Source organism: Rhizobium sp. SG741 (assembly GCF_012275435.1).
Taxonomy (GTDB): Bacteria; Pseudomonadota; Alphaproteobacteria; order Rhizobiales; family Rhizobiaceae; genus Rhizobium; species Rhizobium lusitanum.
The window spans coordinates 474,586-495,605 of sequence record NZ_JAAZQP010000001.1 but is presented as its reverse complement, the minus strand read 5'-3'; the positions used below and the strand labels follow the sequence as shown (position 1 = coordinate 495,605).

The following is a 21,020-nucleotide window of genomic DNA, read 5'->3' as shown; positions in this document are numbered from 1 at the left end:
TATGATCACTTTCAGAGGCTTTTATCATGCCCTGTGACCATGTTCCCGATAATGCGGTCTTTAGCGCCCCCATGCCGCATTGCAACAATTACACAGACAACATATTGTTATTCCGTTCCGAGAATAAGTAGCCTATATTCGATCAGACTATTCACAATCACAAACAATCGACCCCTTTTCGTTGTGGTCGAGGGGCATCATGGAATGGACCAGTTGTCAGCAATGCGGGCATTCGCGCGTGTGGTGGAAACGGGTAATTTTACCCGCGCCGCCGCGGCCCTCTCCATGCCGAAAGCGACGGTGACGACACTCATCCAGTCGCTTGAGGCGCATCTGCACGCCAAGCTTCTGAACCGGACGACCCGGCGCGTCATGGTGACGACCGACGGCGCGCTTTATTACGAGCGCGCCATTCAAATCCTCTCGGAAATCGAGGAACTGGACGGCAGCATCAGCAATTCGCAGAGCCTGCCGAGCGGCCGCCTGCGCGTCGAAATGGCCGGCGCCTTCGCCGAGAGGATCGTGATGCCGGCGCTCTGTGATTTCCACCAGCGCTATCCCGATATCCATATCGACCTCGGTGTTGGTGACCGACTGGTGGACTATCTGGCCGAGAATGTCGACTGCGCCTTGCGCGCCGGCATGCCGAGCGACCAGTCGCTGATCGCCCGCCGCGTCGGCGAGATCCACTTCGTTACCTGCGCCGCGCCGCTTTATATTGAAAAGCACGGCATCCCGGAGCGCCCGGAAGAGCTGGAGACGGCTCACTATGCGGTCAGCTATTTCCGCGCGCAAACGGGCCGCACTATCCCTTTCATCTTCGAACACGGCAACGAGTCGCTGGAAATCACCCCGCGCTACATCCTTTCGGTGAATGACAGCCGCAGCTACATCCAAGCGGCACTGACCGGGCTAGGCATCGCACAGGTTCCCAGCTTCATGGCCCGCGAGGCGCTTGCCAAGGGCGATCTTGTGCCCATCTTCACCGGCTGGACCCGGCCTGCGCTGCCCATGCACATCGTCTATCCGCCCAACCGGCACCTGAGCAACAAGGTGCGCGTTTTCGTCGATTGGCTGGCGAAATTGCTGATCACCTCGCGGGTGGGAGAAGCCTGAGATAGCAAACTGCCTTACCCTATTTGAGCAGGCAACCGTAAGCACCTTCTCCCCTCGGGGAGAAGAGTTGTGCGGCAACGATCTCACCTCATATACGATTGCTCTGCCTATCTGAGGGGAGAAGGCCAGGTTCTCGCGACCGCTCAGTTCCAGGAGGCTCCCGCCTGCTGGCGAACCGTTGCGTTCAACCGGTTCCAGACATTATCGATCGCGATCGCAACGATCAGGGCGGACAGCGCCTTCTCGTCATAGTGTCGGGCAGCCTCGTTCCAGACCTCGTCGCTGACGGCATCCGGCCGGTCGGCAAGCCGGGTGACTGCCTCGCCGAGCGCAAGGGCCGCACGCTCGGCGTCCGAGAAATAGGGCATTTCTCGCCAGGCGGAGACCCCGACGATGCGCTCCATCGTTTCGCCCGCTTTCTGCAGCTTGCGAAAGCCCATGTCGGTGCAGACGCTGCAGCCGTTGATTTGGCTGATGCGCAGATGCACGAGGTCGATTGTGTTTTCAGAAAGGCCGCGATCCTTAATGGAAGCGCTGACGGCCAAAAGGGCCTGCAGTGTTTCCGGCATGATGACGGCGGGGTTCTGCATACGAGCTTGCATGTTTTGTCCTCTGATTGTTCGGGCGCCACGATGGCCTCGATCTTGACGATGAATTTTCCTGTCGATCTTGTGTCACACCGGCCGGACTGCATTCGTCATGGGTTTGACGGAACACGATGAGGGAATGTGACAGATGGACGGAAAAAACTGGCAGGCTGAAAAATTCGAGGCAAACCGGCCGCATCTGCGCGCCGTCGCCTACCGCATGCTCGGCTCGCGGACGGAGGCGGAAGATGCCGTGCAGGAAGCATGGCTCCGTCTACTCAAGGCCGATAGGTCCGAAATCGAAAACCTCGGCGGCTGGCTGACGACGGTCACCGCACGCATCTGTCTCGATTTGCTGCGCGCCCGCAAATCGCGTCGCGAGGAGCCGTTGACGGTCCTCATCCCCGAGCCGGCAGTGACCCACGTGGCCGAGCAGGATGCGCTGCTGGCCGATTCCGTCGGCCTTGCTTTATTGGTCGTTCTGGAGAAGCTCAACCCGGCGGAGCGGCTTGCCTTCGTTCTGCATGACATGTTCGACGTGTCTTTTGATGACATCGCCCCGATCGTCGGGCGGACCACGGTTGCGACGCGCCAGCTTGCAAGCCGCGCCCGCCATCGCGTGCAGGAAACGCCTGTCGCGATGGAAGCCGACCTCGCCCGCCAGCGGCATGTCGTAGACGCCTTCTTCGCCGCCTCGCGCGGAGGCGACATGCACGCGCTGCTCGCCGTTCTCGATCCAGAGGCAGTCTTCCGCCCGGATGCCGTCGCGGCGCGTATGGGATCAGTCGGGGAGATCCGCGGGCGTGTCGATGTCGCCAAAACCTTCAACGGCCGCGCGCAGGCAGCCCGGCTCGCCGTCATCGATGGCGCGGTCGGCGCCATCGTGGTTATCGGGGGGCAGTTGCGTATCGCCCTTCACTTCACCGTCAACGAAGACGGCATGGTTACGACCATCGATGCGATGGCCGATCCGCAACAGCTGCGCAAGCTCGATATCGTATTGATCGAGCCATGAAACCTATCGCATCTGTGTCGGGCTCGTGCCCGTCAACCGGCGAAACATGGCGATGAAGGCGGAGGCGTTGCTGTAGCCCAGCTGCGATGCAATCCGGTGCACCGGCTCGCCGGCTTCGATCAGCGCCAGGGCTGCGACCAGCTTCAACCGCTGGCGCCATTCGTTGAAGGAAAGGCCGAGATCATCCTGGCATCGACGCGACAGCGTACGCTCGGTCGTCCCCATCCTGCGCGCCCATTCCGCCAGGGAGTGCCGATCACCCGGATCGGCCTGCAACGCGCTGAGCACCGGGCCGAGCAATGGGTCGTCGGAAAGCGGCAGATAGCTTTCACAGCGTGGCGCCAAGCGGATCTGGTCGACCAGAACCTGTGCGAGCCGCAGGTCCTCGGACGTTTCAGGCAAAGTGATATCCCGTGCCGCGAAATCCGCCAGGATTGCCTTCAGCAGCGGGCTGATGCTCAGCGTCGAAGGTTCGGCCGGCAGATCGGCGCAGAGGTCGCGCTCGACATAGACGGTCACATAGCGCAGGTCATGCCGGTTATGCGCCCCATGCATCGTATCCGGCGGCAGCCAGATGGCGTAATGCGGCGGCGACAGATAGGGCACGCCCTGAATATCGAACTCACAAACGCCGACCAGCGCATAGTTGAGCTCACCCCACGGCTGGCTTTTCCTCGGAAAAACCGTGCCCGCTCTATAGTTCTCCGTCCGAAAGGAAACGGGGCGCGGCGGATCGCCCTCAATGCGTGGAAGCCTGTCCGGCATGTCCTCATTTCGCTACCGATTGTCCTAATCTCGTTATATACCAAAATTCGGACAAAGAGTAGAAGGACATCCCAGTGGTGAACGATGTCCGCCATGCCTCGTTTCGCACAGAAGCCAGAATGACGTCGGGAGAGCATTCCATGAGCACCCAGCCGCACTCATCCGCATCCGTCGTCAGCACGGCAGGCCTTGCCCCGCTGCTGACCGTGCTGATCTGGTCCGGCAATACCGTCGTCACCAAGGCATCCGCCGGCCTGATTTCGCCCGGCTCCATCTCCTTCTATCGCTGGCTGCTCGCCTTCGTCGTGCTCCTGCCCTTTGTCGGCCGAGCGGCATGGCGCAACCGCGCGCTAGTACGCGAGCATTGGTTGAAGCTCGCCATCCTCGGAGCCCTCGGCATGGTGATCTACCAGAGCCTTGCCTATGAGGCGGCCAAGACCACCTCGGCCGTCAACATGGGCGTCATGCTCGCCTTGATGCCATTGCTGTCGACGTTTTTCGCTAGTCTGCTCGCCGGAGAAAGACTGAGCGCTTCCAGCCTGGCGGGCGGCGCCATCTCGCTGATCGGGCTCATCTATCTGACGTCTCAGGGCGACCCGACAAGATTGATAAATGGCGGCTTCCATATCGGCGACGGCTTGATGATCATCGCCGTGCTGTCGAACGCGCTCTATGGCGTGATGTTGAAACGCTGGGCAATGCCGATCCCGATCTGGCAGCAGCTTTTCTGGCAGATCGGCTTTTCGACGCTGCTGCTGATCCCGGTTTTCCTGATGGGTGACATTTCGCCGGTCACGACGGCCAATCTGCCGCTGATCCTCTATGCGGCGATCCCGACGTCGCTTGTCGCCCCGCTCTGCTGGATGATCGGCATCCAGAAACTCGGCGCCAGCCGCACCTCGCTGCTGATCAATCTTCTGCCGATCGTGGTCGCGGCACTTGCCTGGGCGCTTCTCGGAGAGCAGTTGCATTCCTATCATGCCATCGGCGGCGCGCTCGCCCTGATCGGCGTCGGCCTTGGTCTGCGAAAGTCGCCGACGGCGAGCGATCAAGCGGCACCCGCAGCCGATGAAGCAGACTGGGAAGCGGAGGAAGCCTGAGCACTTCTCCGCGAAACTCTTTCCATTCGCCTGTCCTTCGTTCTACCATGAACGAGTCCTCAAGCGAAAAGGAAACGAGCGTGCGCATAGCCCTGGAACCGGTGTCCTCCAGAACGACGATCCAGGAGGGCGTCTACCAGCAGCTCAGAAACGCGCTGATGGCCGGTAATTTCGATCCCGGCCAGACGCTCACCATCGCCTCGCTCGCCGAGACTTTCGGCACAAGCAACATGCCGGTCCGCGAAGCCCTGCGCAGGCTGGCCGCCGAAAATGCGCTCGAAGTCGCCGCCAACGGCTCGGCCCGCATTCCGATGGTCACACTTGCCCGACTGGATGATCTCTGCCGCGCCCGCATCGCCGTGGAAGGGCTGGCCGCTGAGCTCGGCATACCCAATCTCACCCCGACCGACATCGCCGCGCTCGAGCGCATCGCCGTCGATCAACACGCAATCGGCCTTGGCAGCAATGTCTACGACCTGATGGCGAAGAACCAGCAGTTCCATTTCACAATCTATCGCGCCTCCGGCTCGGAAGTGCTGCTGCAGCTCATCGAAACATTATGGCTGCGGTTCGGCCCCTATATGCGCATGCTATCCGCCTCGGTCGAGCCCCTGATGCGCAGCGGGGAGCTTGATCCCGCCGGCCAGCATGTTCCGATTGTCGAGGCCCTGAAGGCCGGCGATTTTGCCGCTGCCCGCGACGGGGTCGTCGCCGACATCCGCCGCACACACGAAATTCTGCGCGATTATTGCCCGGTCACGCAGGACGAGCCACGAAGCAAGGGATCCGGCTTGGCATCCCGCCGTTAACGCACGAGCCGGCAACAATTAACTTGCGGCCGGCGTCAGGCGAAATTTGGTTGAACCTTAAAGTATTTTGTGATCAAATGATCAAAATACAGATTTCAATCCCATCGTTCAGAGCGAGATCCCCATGAGTTCCGCCCCTTCCACGTCGCAATTTGCCGGTCATAACAGCTTTCCGGTCGATGAGATCCGCGCCCTGTTTCCGGCTATCCAGAAGGCCGGCGACTTCGTCTTTCTCGACAATGCAGGTGGGTCGCAGGTCCCCCAGACGGTGGTCGATGCGGTCGCCAACCATCTGATCGATTTCAACGTCCAGCGCATGGCGAAATACCGGCACAGCCAGGGCGTCGACCGCAATCTCGATGAAGCACGCGAAAGCGTCGCCATGCTGGTCAATGCCTATCGACCGGAGGAAATCTCCTTCGGCCAGAACGCCACCTCCTTCATCCGCCTGGTGAGCCTCGGCATCGCCAAGCTTCTCGGCGAGCGCAACGAGATCGTCATCACCGACATGGATCACGATGCCAACATCGCCACTTGGCTCGCCCTGGAAGCAGACGGTGCCAAGATCGTATGGTGGCGCATGCGTGAGGACGGCACGCTGCATCCCGAGGATCTGAAGCCGCTCCTGAACGACAAGACCCGCCTCGTTGCCTGCACCGTGACAGCGCATTCCATCGGCACGATCGTCGATGTCGCCGCCGTCTGCAAACTGGCGCATGCGGCCGGCGCCGAGACCTTTCTCGATTGTGTTCACTACGGTCCGCATGGCCTGATCAATGTTCAGGCCTGGGGCTGCGATTATCTCGTCTGCTCCGGCTACAAGAACTTCTCGCCGCACATGGGCTTCCTTTGGGGCCGCTACGACGCGCTGGTCAAGCTTCCCACCTTCAAGGAAGACTTCATTCCTGACGTGCCGCCCTATAAGATCGAGGTCGGCACCTTCACCTACGAGAATGTTGCCGGCATGAACGCCGCGGTCAAATATCTGGAAGGCCTCGGCCGGCGTTTCCTGCCGACCGGCGACCATAGCCGTCGGGAAGCCCTGGCTGCGGCCATGGGCGCGATCCGCCAGTATGAGCTTATGCTCTCAAGGGAGATGATAGCGGTCCTGAAGCGCCACGGCGCCGTCATATACGGCATTTCGGATGAAGCTCGCCTCGAGCAGCGCGTTCCCACAATCTGCTTCAACATGCCTGGCATCACCCCGCAGGAATTCGCCACAGAGATGGGCGAAGCCGGCATCGGCCTGCGCGACGGCCATATGTTCGCACCACGTCTGATGAAACGCCTCGGTCTTTCCATGGAAACAGGCGCCATCCGCGTGTCGTTGGTGCACTATAACAAGATTGAAGAGATTGCCCGCTTCGACTCCGTCCTGACTGAGATCATGGCGCGACGCAGATAAGCCGCGCCCATGAGCGGTGGCGGCGCCCGAACAACTCCGCCGCCGCAATGCCTCCGTGCCGTCGAGCCCAACCGGCAACGGCACGGAACGCTGCCTGAGTTGAAAGCAGATTGCCGCTTCGCAGCTAGGTTTTTTCGGTCTATCCCTCATTGAGATGACCGCTGAAATGTGAGGAAAAGGATGAGCGATTTCCGCCGGAACTGTATCGAGCGCGAGCTGCTCATCGGCACGTTTGCGGCCATCCCGCATCCGGTCGCCATCGAAGTCATCGCCGCTTCCGGCGTCGATTTCCTCTGCATCGACTGGGAACATTCGCAAATCAGCCGCGAGCGCATCGAGGATCTGATCCGCGCCGCCGACGTCCATCGCGTTCCCGCCATGGTCCGTGTGCCCGGCCACGCGGCGGAAGACATCGCCGCCGTGCTGGATGCAGGAGCAGCCGGCGTTCTGGTGCCGCGGATTTCGACGGCGGAGCAAGCTCGGTCTGCCGTTCGGGCCATGCGCTATCCGCCGCTCGGTGCGCGCGGCGTCGGTCCGGGCCGTGCGGCCGCATACGGCTATCGCATCCCGGATTATCTCGCCAAGGCCAATGCCGAGCTGGTACTGGCCATTCAGGTCGAGACGGCTGAAGGGCTGGCGAATATCGTCGATATTGCCGCAGTCGACGGCGTCGATCTCATTTTCATCGGCCCCGGCGATCTCTCGGTCTCGATCGATGCCATGGGTCCGGCAGGCAAGGACAAGCTCGATGCGGCCATCCGGACCATTGTGAAAACAGCCCTGTCCGCCGGCCGCGCGGTCGGCATTTTCCGCCCGACACCGGACGACGTCGCCACGTGGTCGGCGGCAGGGATAAGCTTCTTCCTGCTGGCCAGCGACACGATGTATCTCGGCGCCGGCCTGACCGCCGGTGTCATCGAGGCAAAGAAGCACAAGGGTGGTTTGGGAGTCGCGGAAAAATGAACGATTCCGGAGCTTTAAGATGTGCGCCACCCATAGATGAACCGGATGAAGGGGCAGACTTTTTAAGCTTAAACTTTATCCTTGAAATGCACTCGTTTTTGGATAACCATTCGAAAATGAAGGGCAATCCGAGCGCAGGCCTCTGCAATCGCATCGTCCCTTCGACACCGAATTCCGAGGGGAAGTTCCTTGTCTCTTCTGCCGCAGCATAACCTGCCGAACACGATCGGCCACCGCGATGCCCTCGAAGGCATCCGCGCTCAGATCCGCGACATGCGCACCGACAATATTGCCGTGCTCGCCAAGCGCGCCCGCGAACTCGGCGGCGTCATCCCGCTCTGGTTCGGCGAAGGCGACATCGTGACGCCGGCCTTCATCCGCGACGCCGCAAAGAAGGCGCTGGACGATGGTGCGACCTTCTACGTTCCGAACATGCGCGGCCTCCAGACGCTGAACGAGGCGCTGTCCGAATATCAGACCCACTGGCATGGACGCCCCATCCCGATCGAGCGCACCACGGTCGCTCCCGGCGGCATGCAGGCGCTCTACATGGCGCTGGAACTGCTCGTCGATGTCGGCACCAATGTCGTCTACGTGGCGCCGCAATGGCCAAACATTCATAACGCCATCCATTTGATCGGTGGTGAGCCCCGGTCTGTATCGCTCGATTTCGACACCGATTGGCGCCTCGACCTCGACAAGCTCTTTGCGCGCTGCGATGCCCGCACCCGAGCGATCTTCCTGTCGACCCCCTCCAATCCGACCGGCTGGACGGCATCCCGCGAGGAGATGCAGGCCCTGCTCGATTTCAGCCGTCGTACCGGCATCTGGATCATCTCCGACGAGGTCTATGCCCGCCTCTATTTCGAGGGCGAAATCGCGCCCTCGATCCTGCAGATCGCCGAAGACGGCGATCGTGTGATTGCCATCAACAGCTTTTCGAAGGCATGGGCGATGACCGGCTGGCGCGTCGGCTGGCTGACGCATCCGTCGGCGATTGCCGACCAGCTCGGTGCGATGACGCAATATATCAACAGCGGCACATCGGCCATGGTCCAGGCGGGAGCAGCGGCGGCACTGCGCGAAGGCGAGCCGCTGGTTGCCGAGATCCGCGGCAGGATCAAGGCCGGCCTCGACCTTGCCTACGAGAAATTGCCGCAGATACCGGGCATGATCCTGCCGGAAAAGCCGCGTGGCGGCATGTATGCCTTCTTCGCGCTGCAGGGAGAAGCCGATGCGACCGTACTTTGCGAGCGCATTCTGGAGACGGCGCGCGTCGGCCTGGCGCCCGGATACCATTTCGGTGAATCGTCCCGCGCCTTCCTGCGCATGTGCACCTTCCGCGAAACAGAACAGATGCGTATCGCCCTCGACCGCATGGTCGATGCGATGACATGACACGGCCGCCCAGGCGGGCGGGCGGGAATACCCGCGGGTAAGAGGAATGCCCGCAGCCATAACCAGAGGGAGACTAAGAAAATGCATATTACTCGTCGCAGTCTGCTGGTCCTTGCGACCGCCGTTGGCCTCGCCGGCGGAAGCCACTTCGCCTATGCCGCCGATGTGCTGAATGTCGGCTCCTATCCGAACAATCCCCCCTTCGAATACAAGACCGCCGAGGGCGGTTTCGAGGGCTTCGAGGTCGACATCGTCACCGAAGCGGCCAAGCGCGCCGGCATGACGACCAATATTGCCGACTACGGCTTCCAGGCCCTGTTCGCGGCAACGAGCTCCAAGCGCATCGACGTGGCGATCTCGTCCATAACAATCACGCCGGAACGCCTGAAGTCGCAATCCTTTACGCAGCCCTATTACGATTCCGACATGGGCGTCGCCGCCAAGGAAAGCAGCGCGATCAAAAACCTTGCCGATCTCAAGGGCAAGGCCGTCGGCGTGCTGTCCGGCTCGACGGGCGAAAAATGGGTCAACGACAACAAGGCCGCCCAGGGCTTCGCCGACGTCAAGGGCTACAACTCCCAGCAGGACATGTTCCTCGATCTCGGTGCCGGCCGCATTGACGCCGTCGTCAGCGATATCCCAGGCATGCAGTATCTCTTCGTCAAGACGAAGGGCTTTGCCATCAAGGATCGCATCAAGACCGGCGAACAATACGGCCTGATGATGACCAAGGATTCGCCCCTTGTCGGTAAGATCAACGATGCCATCACCGCGATGAAGAAGGACGGCACGCTGGAAAAGATCCACGAAAAGTGGTTCGGCAGCAAGGCGCCCGCCGGCTCCTCCACCGTCACCGAACTGCCTATCCCCAAGGCGTGATCAAAAGATCATCTACGAAATAGCGCTTACGCCGGCCATTGCGGCCGGCGTAAATGTAAGGAAATCCTATCTTCGTCTCGTACACGGGAGTGCCAATGTCTTTCGTCGATACCTTCTTCAATTCCGACGTCATGATCTCGGCTTTCCCTCAACTGCTGCGCGGGCTTTGGATGACCATCGCGCTTGGCGTGGTCAGCATCGTCATCGGCGTCTCCGCCGGCCTCATCGTCAGCCTGATCCGCCTCTATGCGCCGAAGCCGCTCCAAATGCTGATGATTGCCTACATCGACATCATGCGCGCCATGCCGATGCTGGTCGTGCTGATCCTGATCTATTACGCGCTGCCCTTCGTCGGCATCAGCTTTTCGGCCTGGTGGTCGGCGATCCTCGGCTTTTCCATCGTGCTGGCTGCCTACTCGGCTGAGGTCTTCCGCTCAGGCATCGAAAGCGTGCCGCGCGGCCAGTTCGAAGCCGCCGCCGCCCTCGGCATCCCGTTCCTGATCACGCTCTACAAGGTCGTGCTGCCACAGGCGGTGCGCATCGTCATTCCGCCGACGACCAGCAACTGCGTCTCCATGTTCAAGGATACGTCGCTCGCCTCGACCGTCGCGCTGCCGGAACTTCTGAAAGAGGGGCAGAACGCTCAGGGCTTCTACGCCAATCCCTCGCCGCTGATCATGGCCGCACTGATCTACATCATCCTGCTCTGGCCGATGGTGCGTCTCGTCAGCGTGCTCGAAAAGAGGTTCAAAAGCGAGCGGGCCCGATAGAGCCGGCCATCAATCGAAGTCACCGCCTGAAAGGTGGTTGCTCACCGACGACTTCACCGCGCCGATATCCTGCCAGAGCTCGCTGACGATGGCGGGATCGACATCCGCCATCATATCGCGCAGCCAGCCTTCATGGGCGACAGCCATGGCGCCGAAGATCGTCTCGCCCTTCGCGGTCAGCTTCGCGACCGTCACACGCCGGTCGCCGTCAGGCGTGACGCGCAAGACCAGCCCGTCCGTTTCCAACCGCTCGACCAAGCCTGTGACATTGCCGTTGGTGACCATGGTGCGCTTGGAAAGCTCGCCGAGGCGCAGGCCGTCGCGTTCGCGATAGAGCTGCGCCATCAGGTCGAATTGCGGCAGGGTCGCGCCGAACTCGTTGCGCAGCCGGCGACGAATTTCCTGCGAGACCAGCTTGGTGGTCGACAGCATGCGCAGCCAGAGTCGCAGCTCCTGCTTTTTGCCTTCCTGCGCTCCCTGAACAATGATTTCCAGGTCGACGGCTGCACTCTCAGGCTCTGTCATCACGTCAGCTAAACCCACCGCTTTGCATTGCTTATATGAACGATCTAGGGGCCGACATTTGAAATGTCAAAGGTTTACACGTCAAGTCCGTTGGTCGTCACTTGGCCAGCATTTTCCCCAGCATGAAACCGGAACCGGCGCCGGTGCCCGCGCCGGGCCAGGTGGAGGCTCCACACATGAACAGCGACCCCACAGGCGTCCTGTAGCGCGAGTAGCCCGCGACGGGTCGGAACAGGAAGTTCTGGTCGAGGTGATGGCTGCCGGAGAGATTGTCGCCGCCGATGAGATTCGGGTTCTCCCGTTCGAGATCGAGGGGCGAAAACACGGATCGTCCCAGTATCTTGCCGCGCAGGCCGGGCGCGTAGCGCTCGACGATATCGAGAACGCGTTCTGCGTAGACATCCTTGATCTCGTCCCAGTTCGCACCGCTGATTTCCCCCGCGGCATCGCCGCGGAATTCCGCCGGCAGGACACGCACCTGGATCCAGAGCACATGCTGCCCGGTCGGAGCGCGCGACGGGTCGATGGCCGTCGGCTGTCCGACGACAAGGGCCGGCTCGGCGGGTAACAAGCCGCCCATCGCCTCGGCATAGACGCGCGACATCATCTCGAGATCTGGCGCTATATGGACATAGGCGAAATTCTGGAGCGCCTTGCCCGCCGTCCAGTCCGGAAGCCCCGATAGCGCCAGGTGGATCATCATCGTCCCTGGACCAGCCCGGAAGCGCGAGACTTTGTTATCGAATTCCTGGCGCGACGGCTCCCGATCGAGAAGCTTGCCGAACAGGATCTGCGGATGGACATTGGCAATGACGGCGCGCTTGGCTTCATAGCGACGGCCGTCGGCGAGGATGACGCCGGTCGCCTTCCTACCTGACGTCACGATCTTGTCGACGCGCGTTCCGAGCATAAGTTCGCCGCCCTTGCTCTTCAGCACGGCCGCCATCGCCTTGACGATCGTATCGGCCCCGCCCTTGCCGATCACCATGCCGAAAGCCTGGTTGGCCATGGATTCGAGATAGGGAAACAGCGCGCCACCGGCGACATCGGGCGCGAAGTCGAGATGTAGTCCCCAGGCAGCCATCATCGTCTTGAGCTTGGCGTTCTGGAAACGGGCGTCGAGAAAGTCGCGCGGCGAGGCAAATAGCATGCGCGCCGTGTCGTACAGCCAGCCGCTTCCCTTTTCGCGCCATGCCTTCCAAACGACCCTGGCGGCCGCCATCGAAGGCATCGGCGAACCGAGCAGGCCGAAGATATGAGGCGCATCCGCGCCGAACTCCGACAGCATGTGCCGCCACGCAGCTGCGTCCTGCGGCGATATGTCGGCGATGGCGCCGGTGGTCTTTTCGAGATCGGTGCTGACGCCGAGAAAGGTGCCGTCGCGAAAGACGCTGGCAAAGCAATCCGCCGCGGGCACGAAATTGAGACCTTCGGCAGAAAGCTCGTTCTTGTATTGCGCAAAAAAGGCCGAGCCGGCGAACATGGAGAGGTTCATGGCACAGAGATCGTGGCGGAAGCCCGGCAGCGTCACCTCGCGGGTTTTCACCGCTCCACCCGGCTCGGCATTGCCTTCGATGACGGCAACCTTCCAGCCCTTCGCCGCCAGATGCACCGCCGCTGCCAGGCCATTGTGGCCCGCCCCCACTATGATCGCATCATAGCTCATCGATTGCCCCTCTTTCGCCGGTGATTATTATTGTCACATGCATACATCTTGAGTTTTAAGCTTCAAGTACCAAACAACGCGAATCGCAAAGAAAAGAAACAATCTTGAGTAGTATACTCGCAATCAACCTCAGAGATTCACGTTTAGTTTCAGCGCCTTACAAACACCCGCTAGCCCGCCGGATATGGGTCGATTTTGGGCCTGGAGACCATGCCGGAATGCTTGCAATATCATATATTGTAACATAGGCTCCCTTCATTCCGCCGCCGCGCGGACCCGGTGCCTGGAGGAAAGGCACCCCTGCGCATGGCGATGAAGGCTTCAAGCGCGATCCTGGACGGAAGGCCCGCAATGCGGCTCTTCGCATGGGATCAGGCGACAACAAGGGGAACGCTACTATGACCGCCACCACACTTTCCAGCCTGGCCTCGGCCCTGCTTTCAGGCTCCATCAAGGTCGTCGATCTCACAGCGCCGCTCGGCCCTGAAACACCGGTACTCTACCTGCCACCACAGTTCGGCAAGAACACGCCGTCGGTCAAGGTCCATACGATCTCGGAATATAACGAGGACGGCCCCTTCTGGGCCTGGAACTGGCTGGAACTCGGCGAACATACCGGCACGCATTTCGACGCCCCCTGCCACTGGATCACCGGCAAGGACAATCCGAACAACACGACCGACACGATACCGACGCAGAATTTCGTCGCACCGGTCAACGTCATCGACCGTTCCAAGGAAGCCGCCGCCAATCCGGACTATCTGCTGACAGTTGACAGCATCAAGGAATGGGAAGCACAGAATGGCGCGATCGAGGCCGGCAGCTGGGTGCTGTTGCGCACTGACTGGTACAAGCGCAATGGCTCGACGGAAACCTTCCTGAACGCCGATGAGAGCGGCCCGCATTCTCCTGGCCCGACCGCCGAGGCGATCGAATATCTTCTGACCAAGGGCATTATCGGCTGGGGCTCGGAAACCATCGGTACCGACGCCGGTTCCGCCGGCGGAATGAACCCGCCCTTCCCAGCCCATAACCTCATGCACAAGGCCAACCGCTATGGCCTCGCCAGCCTCTCCAATCTCGATCAGCTTCCTGCCAAGGGCGCCGTGCTGATCGCCGCACCGCTGAAGTTCGTCAAGGGCACGGGTTCACCGGTCCGTGCACTGGCACTTATCGCATGATAGGTTGGGAAGGCTGGACTCCAGGGGCGAATTAAGCTCCTCCTTTCCACACTCCTTGCCTATGAGGGGCAACGGCAATGGGCGATCATGACTACATCATCGTCGGCAGCGGCATAAATGCGCTTGTCGCGGCCGCAATGCTCGGCAAGAAGGGCCACAAGGTGCTCCTCCTCGAGCGCAACGACCGCATCGGCGGCTGTCTGCGCACAGAGGAGATCACCGAGCCCGGCTTCATCCACGACGTCATGGCGACGACCATGGTACTGTTCCTCACCTCGCCGGCCTATGGCGCCATCGGCAAGGATCTCGAGGCCCGCGGCCTGGAATTTGCCCATGCCGACCTTCCCACAGGCGTGCTGAGGCCGGATGGCTCGCATGTGATCTTTTCCAAGGACAGGCGACGGAACATCGCCACCTTCGATGAATTGTCGCTCGGCGACGGGCAGACCTTCTCCCGCGAGATGGACGCGCTCGCCGCCGATGCCCCCTTCCTGTTTTCCCTGCTCGGTGGTGCACTCTGGTCGGGATCGACCCTGAAAAACGTTGCCGGCCAAGGCTGGAATCGCGGCCTGCGCAAGCTTGCGGCCTGGTTCGGTGAAGCCCTGACACCGGCCCGCGGCTATCTGGAGACCAGCTATCGCTCCGAGGATATTCATGCGCTCTGGGCACCCTGGGTCCTGCATTGCGGCCTCGGGCCCGAAAGCGCCTATTCCGCCGAAATGCTGAAGGTCATCGGCTTTGCGCTGGAGCTTGGCGGCGCGCCGATCGTCAAGGGCGGTGCGGGAACATTGCTGACGGCCTTCGAACGGCTGATCAAGGATAATGGCGGCGAGATCCGCATCAGCGCCGACGTCGAAGCCATCATTCCCGGCGCCAATCGCCGCGCCGACGGCGTGCGCCTTGCAGGCGGCGAAACGCTGAAAGCCAAGGCCGGCGTGATATGTTCGGTAACGCCCAACCAGCTCTACGAACGGCTGATGAAGGACTGGCCCGACCCGCTGCCGACAGAGATCAAGGCCGGCGTTGCGAGCTATCGCTACGGCAAGGGCGACATGCAGATCCACTATGCCCTCTCCGAGCTGCCACGCTGGAAGGCCGATGCCGAGCTCGGCAAGGTGGCGCTGCTGCATCTGACGCCCGGTCTCGACGGTGTCTCCCGCGCCGCCAATGAATGCGAGCGCGGACTGCTGCCAGCTGAACCCACTGTCTGCGTCGGCCAGCCCGTCTCCCTCGATCCCAGCCGCGCACCGGAGGGTAAATCGATCCTCTGGCTGCAGCTTCCCGAAGCGCCGCGCCATATCAAGGGAGACGCCGCAGGCGAGATCGCAACGCCGAAAGACGGCCGCTGGACGGAAGAGGTGCGCGAGCGCTATGCCGACCGCGTCGAGGCGCTGCTCGAAAGCCATATCGAGAATTTCTCTGGCATAAAACTCGCGCGGCGCGCCTATTCGCCGGGTGATCTGGAAGCCATGAACGTGAACCTTGTCGGCGGCGATCCCTATGGCGGCTATTGCGGCCTGGACCAGTTTTTCATCTGGCGCCCCTTCAAGTCATCTGTTAACCACCGCACCCACATATCAGGCCTATACCATATCGGCGCCTCGGCGCACCCGGGAGCCGGGCTCGGCGGAGGCTCAGGCTTCCTCCTCGCATCATCGCTGAAGTAACACGTTTCAGGAGGAGTATCGTCGATGGAGGAGCGATTTTCAGGCACTGTTTTAAGGCGTAGTCGGGAGGAGCCCGTAAAACGTCCGACCATGGGCGAAATAGGCCTCAATCACTTCGCGCCCTATCTGATGAATCGGTTGATGGCCCGCTGGAACGCCAACCTGTCGGACGAGCTGCGCGAATACGACATGACGACCGCCAAGATGCGGGCGCTTGCCGTGCTCAGCGTCTCCTCCAGCGTTACGATCAACGAACTCTCCGTCTTCGCCGTCACCGAGCAATCGACGATGAGCCGCACATTGGACTCGCTCGAGCGGCAGGGCTTCATCCGCCGCCAGCCACGCGCCGAGGACATGCGCATCCGCGACGTTTCCATCACCGAAGAAGGCCGCGCCGCCTTCGAGAAGGTGTGGCCGACCATGTACGACCTGTTCCTGCAGATGTTCGACGGCGTCGAGGAGGCCGAATATCGCGCATTTATTTCGACGCTGCACAAGGTGCTGCATAATATCAGGAAGCATGAGATTTGACGAGCAAAGCTGACGGCCAGCTACTCAGCCGACCAATCCTTCGGAAACATTTGTCCTCCGTACAGCACACGTAAAATGCGCACGGTGTCTGCTTCGACAATAAAAGCGATCGATGCCCGGTGCTCGAAACCTATGACTCTGACACCCGGGAAAAGGTCATCTCTGACGGTGCCACGCTCAGGAAAAATTGCAAGTGAGCGACATGATGCTTCTATTCGGTCGATATAAGCACCAGCGACCCTATGATCGGCTTGTTTGACAATATAACTATAGAGCGCCTTCAAATCGGCTCGTGCTGCCGGTCTGAAAACAATCTTATAAACCACGCTTGTCGGTTCTCACCTGTTCCAGATGATAAGCGCGCAATTCAGCAAAGACATCATCAACCGGAATATCAGGGGCAGGATCCTCCAGTGCTTCACGAATCTTGGCGCGAACGACCGCATTCACTGCAGCCTCCTCACGATCAAGAGCCCGAAGCGCAGCCCTGATAACTTCGCTGGCAGATTCATATGCGCCTGTCTCAAGACGCTCATCCAAAAGATGCTGCTGCTTTCCGAGCGTGACAGTAATCGGCTTGCTTGTGCGCATGGCAGATATCCTCAATTCGCCCCATCATAGCACACAATTATTACACTGTAATACACCCTCTGCCCTTCACAACGTCTCTACAGTCTTCAGCGCCCCGCCCAGCGCAGCCCCATTCTCGTCCAGCAACGCCGCCTGCCGCAACCGCTTCATCCAGGCGGCTCCATCCTCGCGGTCGCGCAGCATCGGCAGCGCCGACATCACCCGATCGAATTTCGACAGGCCGCGCGCATGCGTATCGGAATAGCCTTTGACCAGGCGGCGATTGTTCAGCACCTCGACGGCGAGATCGTAGTTCACGCCAAGCAGGTTGGTCGCTGCCACAAGCCAGGCTTCGCGATGCTGGACCTCGCGCATGTGCCGCAGCGTGCCGCGACGGGTGCGGCGCAAGGCCGAGACAATATAGAGGCTGAGGAACCAGAAGAGCGTTCCTGTCTGCACACGGCGGCCCTTGTTGACCATGCGATCGAGACGACCGAAGAGCTTCGGCCGGTTTTCGATCCAAAGGCCGAGACCCTTCGGCATCGTGCCGCAGACTTCCTCCATGCGCGGATGCATGTACTCGGTCATATAGACGATCTGATCGTCCTTGGCGCCGACCTCCTTGCGCACCCGCTCGAAGCGCGATGCGCGCACCTTGAGATCGGCAACGCGGATGACATCGTCATAGGCCATGGCCACCGCAAGATATTTTGCAGCCTGCACGGTAAACGCAAAGTCTTTGTCCGCTCCGCCGGCTTTGCGGTCGAGCGCATGGAGAGCCGCCACGCGGCTCAGATATTCGTCGGCATAGGCCGGGTCCTGATAGTCGGTCAGCCTCTTGGCGCCGGCAAACAGCAGCGGGCGAGCCGCTTCCGGAAATTCGGCGCGGATGCGATTGACCAGCCGATCCAGTGCCGGATGGCCGGCCGTCTCAGGCAGAACGTCGAAATGCTTCGTCGGCGTTGCGGAAACCGTATCACGCGGTTTGTCCTTGACCCGGTCGAAGGCGGCGTTGAACGCCTTGAGGCTCGGCTCGATACCCTTGCCGCCGGCGCGGATCATCGCTTCGAAAGCCTGCTTTGCGAAAGGAAGCGCCCCCGAACCAGCCAGAGCGCCGAACATGGAAGCCGAAATGACGCTGCCGTTCTTGATGGCCAGCGTCTCCATATCGAAGGCGATGGTGCGCTTGGCGGCGAAATCCGTTGCTTCGACCACGACTTCGGGATTGCCGATGCCGTCGCCCGGCTTTTCCTTCTCGCCGACCGCGAAGGATCGATGCGTCGAAGCGATCAGCACGGTCTTGTCCGGCGTAACCAGACCGCGCAGGACGGAGCGGCCGGCCTCCATCAGCTCCGCCGCCATGACGACATCGACATCGCCCGGCGTCGGCATCAGCGAAAAGATCGGCGCGTGACCGTCCCTCGCCGGCAGCATCTCGATATAGTAGATCGTCGCGCCCGTTCGCTGCGCCACGCCGGGCACAGACGTCGTCTGCGCCATCCAGCCTTCGGCCTCCGCAAGACCGACGATCCAGTCGGCCAGCACGCCGCCGCCCTGCCCGCCCATGGCGAGAATGGCAAGCGACAATGGCTTGTCCGTCGAAAGGCGGCTGGCGCCGAGGTCACTCATGCTCACATGCTCGTTCATATCGCCCTCTCAATCCGAAAAGACGATGCGGCCGGCGCGGCGACGCGCCTGCAGCCAGCCGATCACGGCGGAACGCAAGCGGGCGGCGAAGCGGTCCCAACCCGTGGGGTTATGAATAATATCGGCGCGATAGAAGGAGGGACAGAGCACCGCAGCCTCCGCGACTTCGCCGCAATTGCCGCAGCCGACGCAATTATTGTCGATCGCCGCCACCGGATCATCCTTCAGCGGATCGTCGGTATGCTTGACCGACAGCGACGGACAGCCAGAAAGCCGGATGCAGGCGTGATCGCCGGTGCAAACATCCTCATCGACGCCGAAACGCTCCTTGACCATGCGCTTGCCGTCCTTGACAGCCTTGGCAAATTGCGGCTTCACGCGGCGCTGCTTGTTGAGCATGCATTCCGAGGAAGCGACGATGATCTTCGGCCCCGGCTCCTTCGATGTCAGCGCCTCGCGCAGCGTGTCACGCATCTTGGCGACGTCATAGGTGCGGTCGATCTGGCGGACCCAAGTCGCGCCGATGCCCTTGACCGCATTGACGATGGAATTATTGGTCTTGCGGCGCGGGTTTAACGCACGCGATGACGGGATGTCCTGCCCGCCAGTCGCGGCCGAATAGAAATTGTCGACAACGAGGATGACGCCGTCCTGCTTGTTGAAGACGGCATTGCCGACGGAAGTCGCCAAACCATTGTGCCAGAAGCCGCCATCGCCCATGACCGAGATCGCGCGCTTGTCGGCGGCGACATTGAAGGCCGAGGCCGCCGCCGGGCCGAGACCGTAGCCCATGGTCGTACTGCCCAGGTTGAACGGCGGCAGGATCGAGAACAGGTGGCAGCCGATATCGCCGGAGATGTGGTGCTGGCCGAGTTCGCCCTCGACCATCTTCATCGCGGCGAAGATCGGCCGCTCGGGACAGCCAATGCAGAAGCCCGGCGGGCGCGGCGGCACGACTTCGGCGAGCGCCTTGATCTTCGGATCGTTGAGGATCGGCGACGGATCCGGCAGTGGCGGCTGGTTGCCGAGCAGCACGCGCTGATGTGTCTCCAGGAAATTCTTGATGCCCTTCATCAGGACAGGCGCGGTATATTCTCCGCCCATCGGCAGGACATCCTTGCCGGAAATCTTCGTCTGGATATCGCGGCGCCGCAGGATGGTGTTGAGCGACTGCTCGATGTATTCGGGCGCACCCTCCTCGACCAGCAGAACCGCTTTCTTATTGGCGCAGAACTCGGCCATCTGATCGTCGATCAGCGGATAGGCGACGTTCAGCACGTAGAGCGGCACGGCGGAATTGCCGTAGACATCGGCAAGGCCGAGTTGCTGCAGCGCCCGCATGACGCCATTATACGCACCACCGAGAAGGATGATGCCGACCTCGCCTTCCGACGGACCGAAATACTCGTTGAGCTGGCGCCTCTTGATGAACTCGACGGCAGCCGGCCAGCGCTTCTCCAGCTTCTCCTTCTCATGCAGGAAGGAGGCCGGCGGCAGCACGATGCGGTTGACATCGCGGATCGGATTTTCCAGCGCCTGCTTCAACGTATAGGCCGGCCGCTTGTTGTCCTTGGCGACGAACTGGCCGTGCACATGACAGCTGCGAATGCCGACCTGCAGCATGACAGGCGTATTGGAGGCCTCCGAAAGCTCGAAACCCTCCTCCACCGCCTGCACGATCGACGGCAGGTTCGGGCGCGGGTTGAGCAGCCACATCTGCGATTTCATCGCATAGGCATGGCTGCGCTCCTGCATGATCGAGGAGCCCTCACCGTAGTCTTCGCCGATGATGATCAGCGCACCGCCGGTGACCCCACCCGAGGACAGGTTGGAGAGTGCATCGGAGGCGACATTTGTCCCCGCCGTCGATTTCCAGGTGACGGCGCCGCGCACCGGATACATCACGGAGGCCGAAAGCATGGCGGCCGCCGCCGCTTCCGATGCCGAGGTCTCGAAATGGACGCCGAGATCCTCCATCACATCCTTGGCGTCAGCGAGCACATCCATGAGATGGGAGATCGGCGAGCCCTGATAGCCGCCGACATAGGACACGCCGGATTGCAGGAGTGCCTTGGTGATCGCGAGAATCCCCTCGCCGCGGAAGATATCGCCTTCCCCGAGCTTCAGATCCTCGACCTCGCGCGCAAAAGACCGCTCGGCCATAGACGTTACCCCTTTGCCCTATGGGCTTCTTTTAAATCATTTGCAAAATCATATTTTGAACTTCCTCGAGCTGTCAACGAACAAATATGAGACTTCGATGGATTGATTGGCGCTCAAGCCGCAGAACTGTGCCGTCCGATTCCGAAAGTGCCCCGAAGAAATCGTGGGTGAAAGCGCATATATATGCAAATGCATGAAATATGGGCGTATCACGAGGCGCGCTCAAAAATGAAGGCTCGGATTTTGTGAGACGCTCAGAGAAA

The 21,020-nt window shown here is 61.0% G+C and carries 20 protein-coding genes; 12 read left to right on the top strand and 8 right to left on the bottom strand.

Translation table 11 applies throughout. The annotated features are described in order from the left end of the window. Positions 1 to 204 precede the first annotated feature (204 nt). Positions 205 to 1,116 (top strand): LysR family transcriptional regulator, encoded by a 912-nt coding sequence (locus FHT29_RS02560; RefSeq protein ID WP_037195308.1) that lies wholly within the window; start codon positions 205 to 207, stop codon positions 1,114 to 1,116. Between the two features lie 143 nt (positions 1,117 to 1,259). Here FHT29_RS02560 and FHT29_RS02555 read toward each other — a convergent pair whose 3' ends face one another. Further along, positions 1,260 to 1,718, bottom strand: a complete 459-nt coding sequence (locus FHT29_RS02555) for a carboxymuconolactone decarboxylase family protein (RefSeq protein ID WP_047562339.1) — start codon at positions 1,716 to 1,718, stop codon at positions 1,260 to 1,262. A gap of 133 nt (positions 1,719 to 1,851) precedes the next feature. Here FHT29_RS02555 and FHT29_RS02550 point away from each other — a divergent pair, with 133 nt between their 5' ends. Beyond that, complete coding sequence (locus tag FHT29_RS02550) at positions 1,852 to 2,718, top strand: sigma-70 family RNA polymerase sigma factor (protein ID WP_047562337.1); 867 nt, start codon at positions 1,852 to 1,854, stop codon at positions 2,716 to 2,718. Between the two features lie 3 nt (positions 2,719 to 2,721). On the opposite strand, the gene FHT29_RS02545 is transcribed toward FHT29_RS02550, so the two are convergent. Then, positions 2,722 to 3,483, bottom strand: a complete 762-nt coding sequence (locus FHT29_RS02545) for a helix-turn-helix transcriptional regulator (protein ID WP_047562335.1) — start codon at positions 3,481 to 3,483, stop codon at positions 2,722 to 2,724. Positions 3,484 to 3,623: 140 nt separating this feature from the next. Here FHT29_RS02545 and FHT29_RS02540 point away from each other — a divergent pair, with 140 nt between their 5' ends. From FHT29_RS02540 to FHT29_RS02510, 7 genes are all read left to right on the top strand, one after another. Further along, positions 3,624 to 4,583 (top strand): DMT family transporter, encoded by a 960-nt coding sequence (locus tag FHT29_RS02540; protein ID WP_047562333.1) that lies wholly within the window; start codon positions 3,624 to 3,626, stop codon positions 4,581 to 4,583. 80 nt (positions 4,584 to 4,663) lie between these two features. After that, the gene (locus tag FHT29_RS02535) at positions 4,664 to 5,392 is read left to right on the top strand and encodes a GntR family transcriptional regulator (protein ID WP_047562914.1); all 729 of its coding nucleotides are present in this window, start codon (positions 4,664 to 4,666) and stop codon (positions 5,390 to 5,392) included. A 124-nt stretch (positions 5,393 to 5,516) separates the two neighbouring features. Beyond that, on the top strand, positions 5,517 to 6,797 hold the full coding sequence (locus FHT29_RS02530; RefSeq protein WP_168599107.1) for a cysteine desulfurase-like protein: 1,281 nt from the start codon (positions 5,517 to 5,519) through the stop codon (positions 6,795 to 6,797). A gap of 180 nt (positions 6,798 to 6,977) precedes the next feature. Continuing rightward, positions 6,978 to 7,760: an aldolase/citrate lyase family protein gene (locus FHT29_RS02525; RefSeq protein ID WP_047562329.1), complete on the top strand. Its 783-nt coding sequence runs from the start codon at positions 6,978 to 6,980 to the stop codon at positions 7,758 to 7,760. Between the two features lie 189 nt (positions 7,761 to 7,949). Then, entirely contained in the window at positions 7,950 to 9,158 is a 1,209-nt protein-coding gene (locus tag FHT29_RS02520) for a pyridoxal phosphate-dependent aminotransferase (RefSeq protein ID WP_052212705.1), read from the top strand. 81 nt (positions 9,159 to 9,239) lie between these two features. Then, positions 9,240 to 10,037, top strand: coding sequence for an ABC transporter substrate-binding protein (locus FHT29_RS02515; RefSeq protein WP_047562327.1), 798 nt, complete (start codon positions 9,240 to 9,242; stop codon positions 10,035 to 10,037). A 95-nt stretch (positions 10,038 to 10,132) separates the two neighbouring features. Continuing rightward, positions 10,133 to 10,807 (top strand): amino acid ABC transporter permease, encoded by a 675-nt coding sequence (locus FHT29_RS02510; protein ID WP_037195322.1) that lies wholly within the window; start codon positions 10,133 to 10,135, stop codon positions 10,805 to 10,807. A 9-nt stretch (positions 10,808 to 10,816) separates the two neighbouring features. On the opposite strand, the gene FHT29_RS02505 is transcribed toward FHT29_RS02510, so the two are convergent. Together FHT29_RS02505 and FHT29_RS02500 are read right to left on the bottom strand one after the other, a co-directional pair. Next, positions 10,817 to 11,332 (bottom strand): MarR family transcriptional regulator, encoded by a 516-nt coding sequence (locus FHT29_RS02505; RefSeq protein WP_037195324.1) that lies wholly within the window; start codon positions 11,330 to 11,332, stop codon positions 10,817 to 10,819. Positions 11,333 to 11,429: 97 nt separating this feature from the next. Beyond that, entirely contained in the window at positions 11,430 to 12,998 is a 1,569-nt protein-coding gene (locus FHT29_RS02500) for an NAD(P)/FAD-dependent oxidoreductase (protein WP_047562325.1), read from the bottom strand. A 398-nt stretch (positions 12,999 to 13,396) separates the two neighbouring features. Here FHT29_RS02500 and FHT29_RS02495 point away from each other — a divergent pair, with 398 nt between their 5' ends. From FHT29_RS02495 to FHT29_RS02485, 3 genes are all read left to right on the top strand, one after another. After that, a complete protein-coding gene (locus tag FHT29_RS02495; protein ID WP_037195461.1) occupies positions 13,397 to 14,179 on the top strand; it encodes a cyclase family protein in 783 nt (260 codons plus the stop codon). A gap of 77 nt (positions 14,180 to 14,256) precedes the next feature. Beyond that, on the top strand, positions 14,257 to 15,846 hold the full coding sequence (locus FHT29_RS02490; RefSeq protein ID WP_168599106.1) for an NAD(P)/FAD-dependent oxidoreductase: 1,590 nt from the start codon (positions 14,257 to 14,259) through the stop codon (positions 15,844 to 15,846). Positions 15,847 to 15,870: 24 nt separating this feature from the next. Next, positions 15,871 to 16,377: a MarR family transcriptional regulator gene (locus tag FHT29_RS02485; protein WP_037195331.1), complete on the top strand. Its 507-nt coding sequence runs from the start codon at positions 15,871 to 15,873 to the stop codon at positions 16,375 to 16,377. Positions 16,378 to 16,397: 20 nt separating this feature from the next. On the opposite strand, the gene FHT29_RS02480 is transcribed toward FHT29_RS02485, so the two are convergent. The 4 genes from FHT29_RS02480 to FHT29_RS02465 all read right to left on the bottom strand — a co-directional run bounded on the left by FHT29_RS02480 (position 16,398) and on the right by FHT29_RS02465 (position 20,757). Next, a complete protein-coding gene (locus tag FHT29_RS02480) occupies positions 16,398 to 16,703 on the bottom strand; it encodes a type II toxin-antitoxin system RelE/ParE family toxin (protein ID WP_081999530.1) in 306 nt (101 codons plus the stop codon). Continuing rightward, the gene (locus tag FHT29_RS02475; protein ID WP_037195333.1) at positions 16,693 to 16,968 is read right to left on the bottom strand and encodes a type II toxin-antitoxin system ParD family antitoxin; all 276 of its coding nucleotides are present in this window, start codon (positions 16,966 to 16,968) and stop codon (positions 16,693 to 16,695) included. The genes FHT29_RS02480 and FHT29_RS02475 overlap by 11 nt, the downstream gene beginning before the upstream one ends. A 66-nt stretch (positions 16,969 to 17,034) precedes the next feature. After that, positions 17,035 to 18,594 carry an indolepyruvate oxidoreductase subunit beta family protein gene (locus FHT29_RS02470; protein ID WP_210255353.1) on the bottom strand — a complete coding sequence of 520 codons (1,560 nt, stop codon included), beginning with the start codon at positions 18,592 to 18,594 and terminating at the stop codon, positions 17,035 to 17,037. A gap of 9 nt (positions 18,595 to 18,603) precedes the next feature. Beyond that, positions 18,604 to 20,757, bottom strand: a complete 2,154-nt coding sequence (locus FHT29_RS02465) for an indolepyruvate ferredoxin oxidoreductase subunit alpha (RefSeq protein WP_168599105.1) — start codon at positions 20,755 to 20,757, stop codon at positions 18,604 to 18,606. Positions 20,758 to 21,020 lie beyond the last annotated feature (263 nt).

Coding starts and splice junctions, on each gene's coding strand:
- FHT29_RS02560 (WP_037195308.1), top strand. CDS start 205: ATGGACCAGTTGTCAGCAATGCGGGCATTCGCGCGTGTGGTGGAAACG.
- FHT29_RS02555 (WP_047562339.1), bottom strand. CDS start 1,718: ATGCAAGCTCGTATGCAGAACCCCGCCGTCATCATGCCGGAAACACTG.
- FHT29_RS02550 (WP_047562337.1), top strand. CDS start 1,852: ATGGACGGAAAAAACTGGCAGGCTGAAAAATTCGAGGCAAACCGGCCG.
- FHT29_RS02545 (WP_047562335.1), bottom strand. CDS start 3,483: ATGCCGGACAGGCTTCCACGCATTGAGGGCGATCCGCCGCGCCCCGTT.
- FHT29_RS02540 (WP_047562333.1), top strand. CDS start 3,624: ATGAGCACCCAGCCGCACTCATCCGCATCCGTCGTCAGCACGGCAGGC.
- FHT29_RS02530 (WP_168599107.1), top strand. CDS start 5,517: ATGAGTTCCGCCCCTTCCACGTCGCAATTTGCCGGTCATAACAGCTTT.
- FHT29_RS02525 (WP_047562329.1), top strand. CDS start 6,978: ATGAGCGATTTCCGCCGGAACTGTATCGAGCGCGAGCTGCTCATCGGC.
- FHT29_RS02515 (WP_047562327.1), top strand. CDS start 9,240: ATGCATATTACTCGTCGCAGTCTGCTGGTCCTTGCGACCGCCGTTGGC.
- FHT29_RS02510 (WP_037195322.1), top strand. CDS start 10,133: ATGTCTTTCGTCGATACCTTCTTCAATTCCGACGTCATGATCTCGGCT.
- FHT29_RS02505 (WP_037195324.1), bottom strand. CDS start 11,332: ATGACAGAGCCTGAGAGTGCAGCCGTCGACCTGGAAATCATTGTTCAG.
- FHT29_RS02500 (WP_047562325.1), bottom strand. CDS start 12,998: ATGAGCTATGATGCGATCATAGTGGGGGCGGGCCACAATGGCCTGGCA.
- FHT29_RS02495 (WP_037195461.1), top strand. CDS start 13,397: ATGACCGCCACCACACTTTCCAGCCTGGCCTCGGCCCTGCTTTCAGGC.
- FHT29_RS02490 (WP_168599106.1), top strand. CDS start 14,257: ATGGGCGATCATGACTACATCATCGTCGGCAGCGGCATAAATGCGCTT.
- FHT29_RS02485 (WP_037195331.1), top strand. CDS start 15,871: ATGGAGGAGCGATTTTCAGGCACTGTTTTAAGGCGTAGTCGGGAGGAG.
- FHT29_RS02475 (WP_037195333.1), bottom strand. CDS start 16,968: ATGCGCACAAGCAAGCCGATTACTGTCACGCTCGGAAAGCAGCAGCAT.
- FHT29_RS02470 (WP_210255353.1), bottom strand. CDS start 18,594: ATGAACGAGCATGTGAGCATGAGTGACCTCGGCGCCAGCCGCCTTTCG.
- FHT29_RS02465 (WP_168599105.1), bottom strand. CDS start 20,757: ATGGCCGAGCGGTCTTTTGCGCGCGAGGTCGAGGATCTGAAGCTCGGG.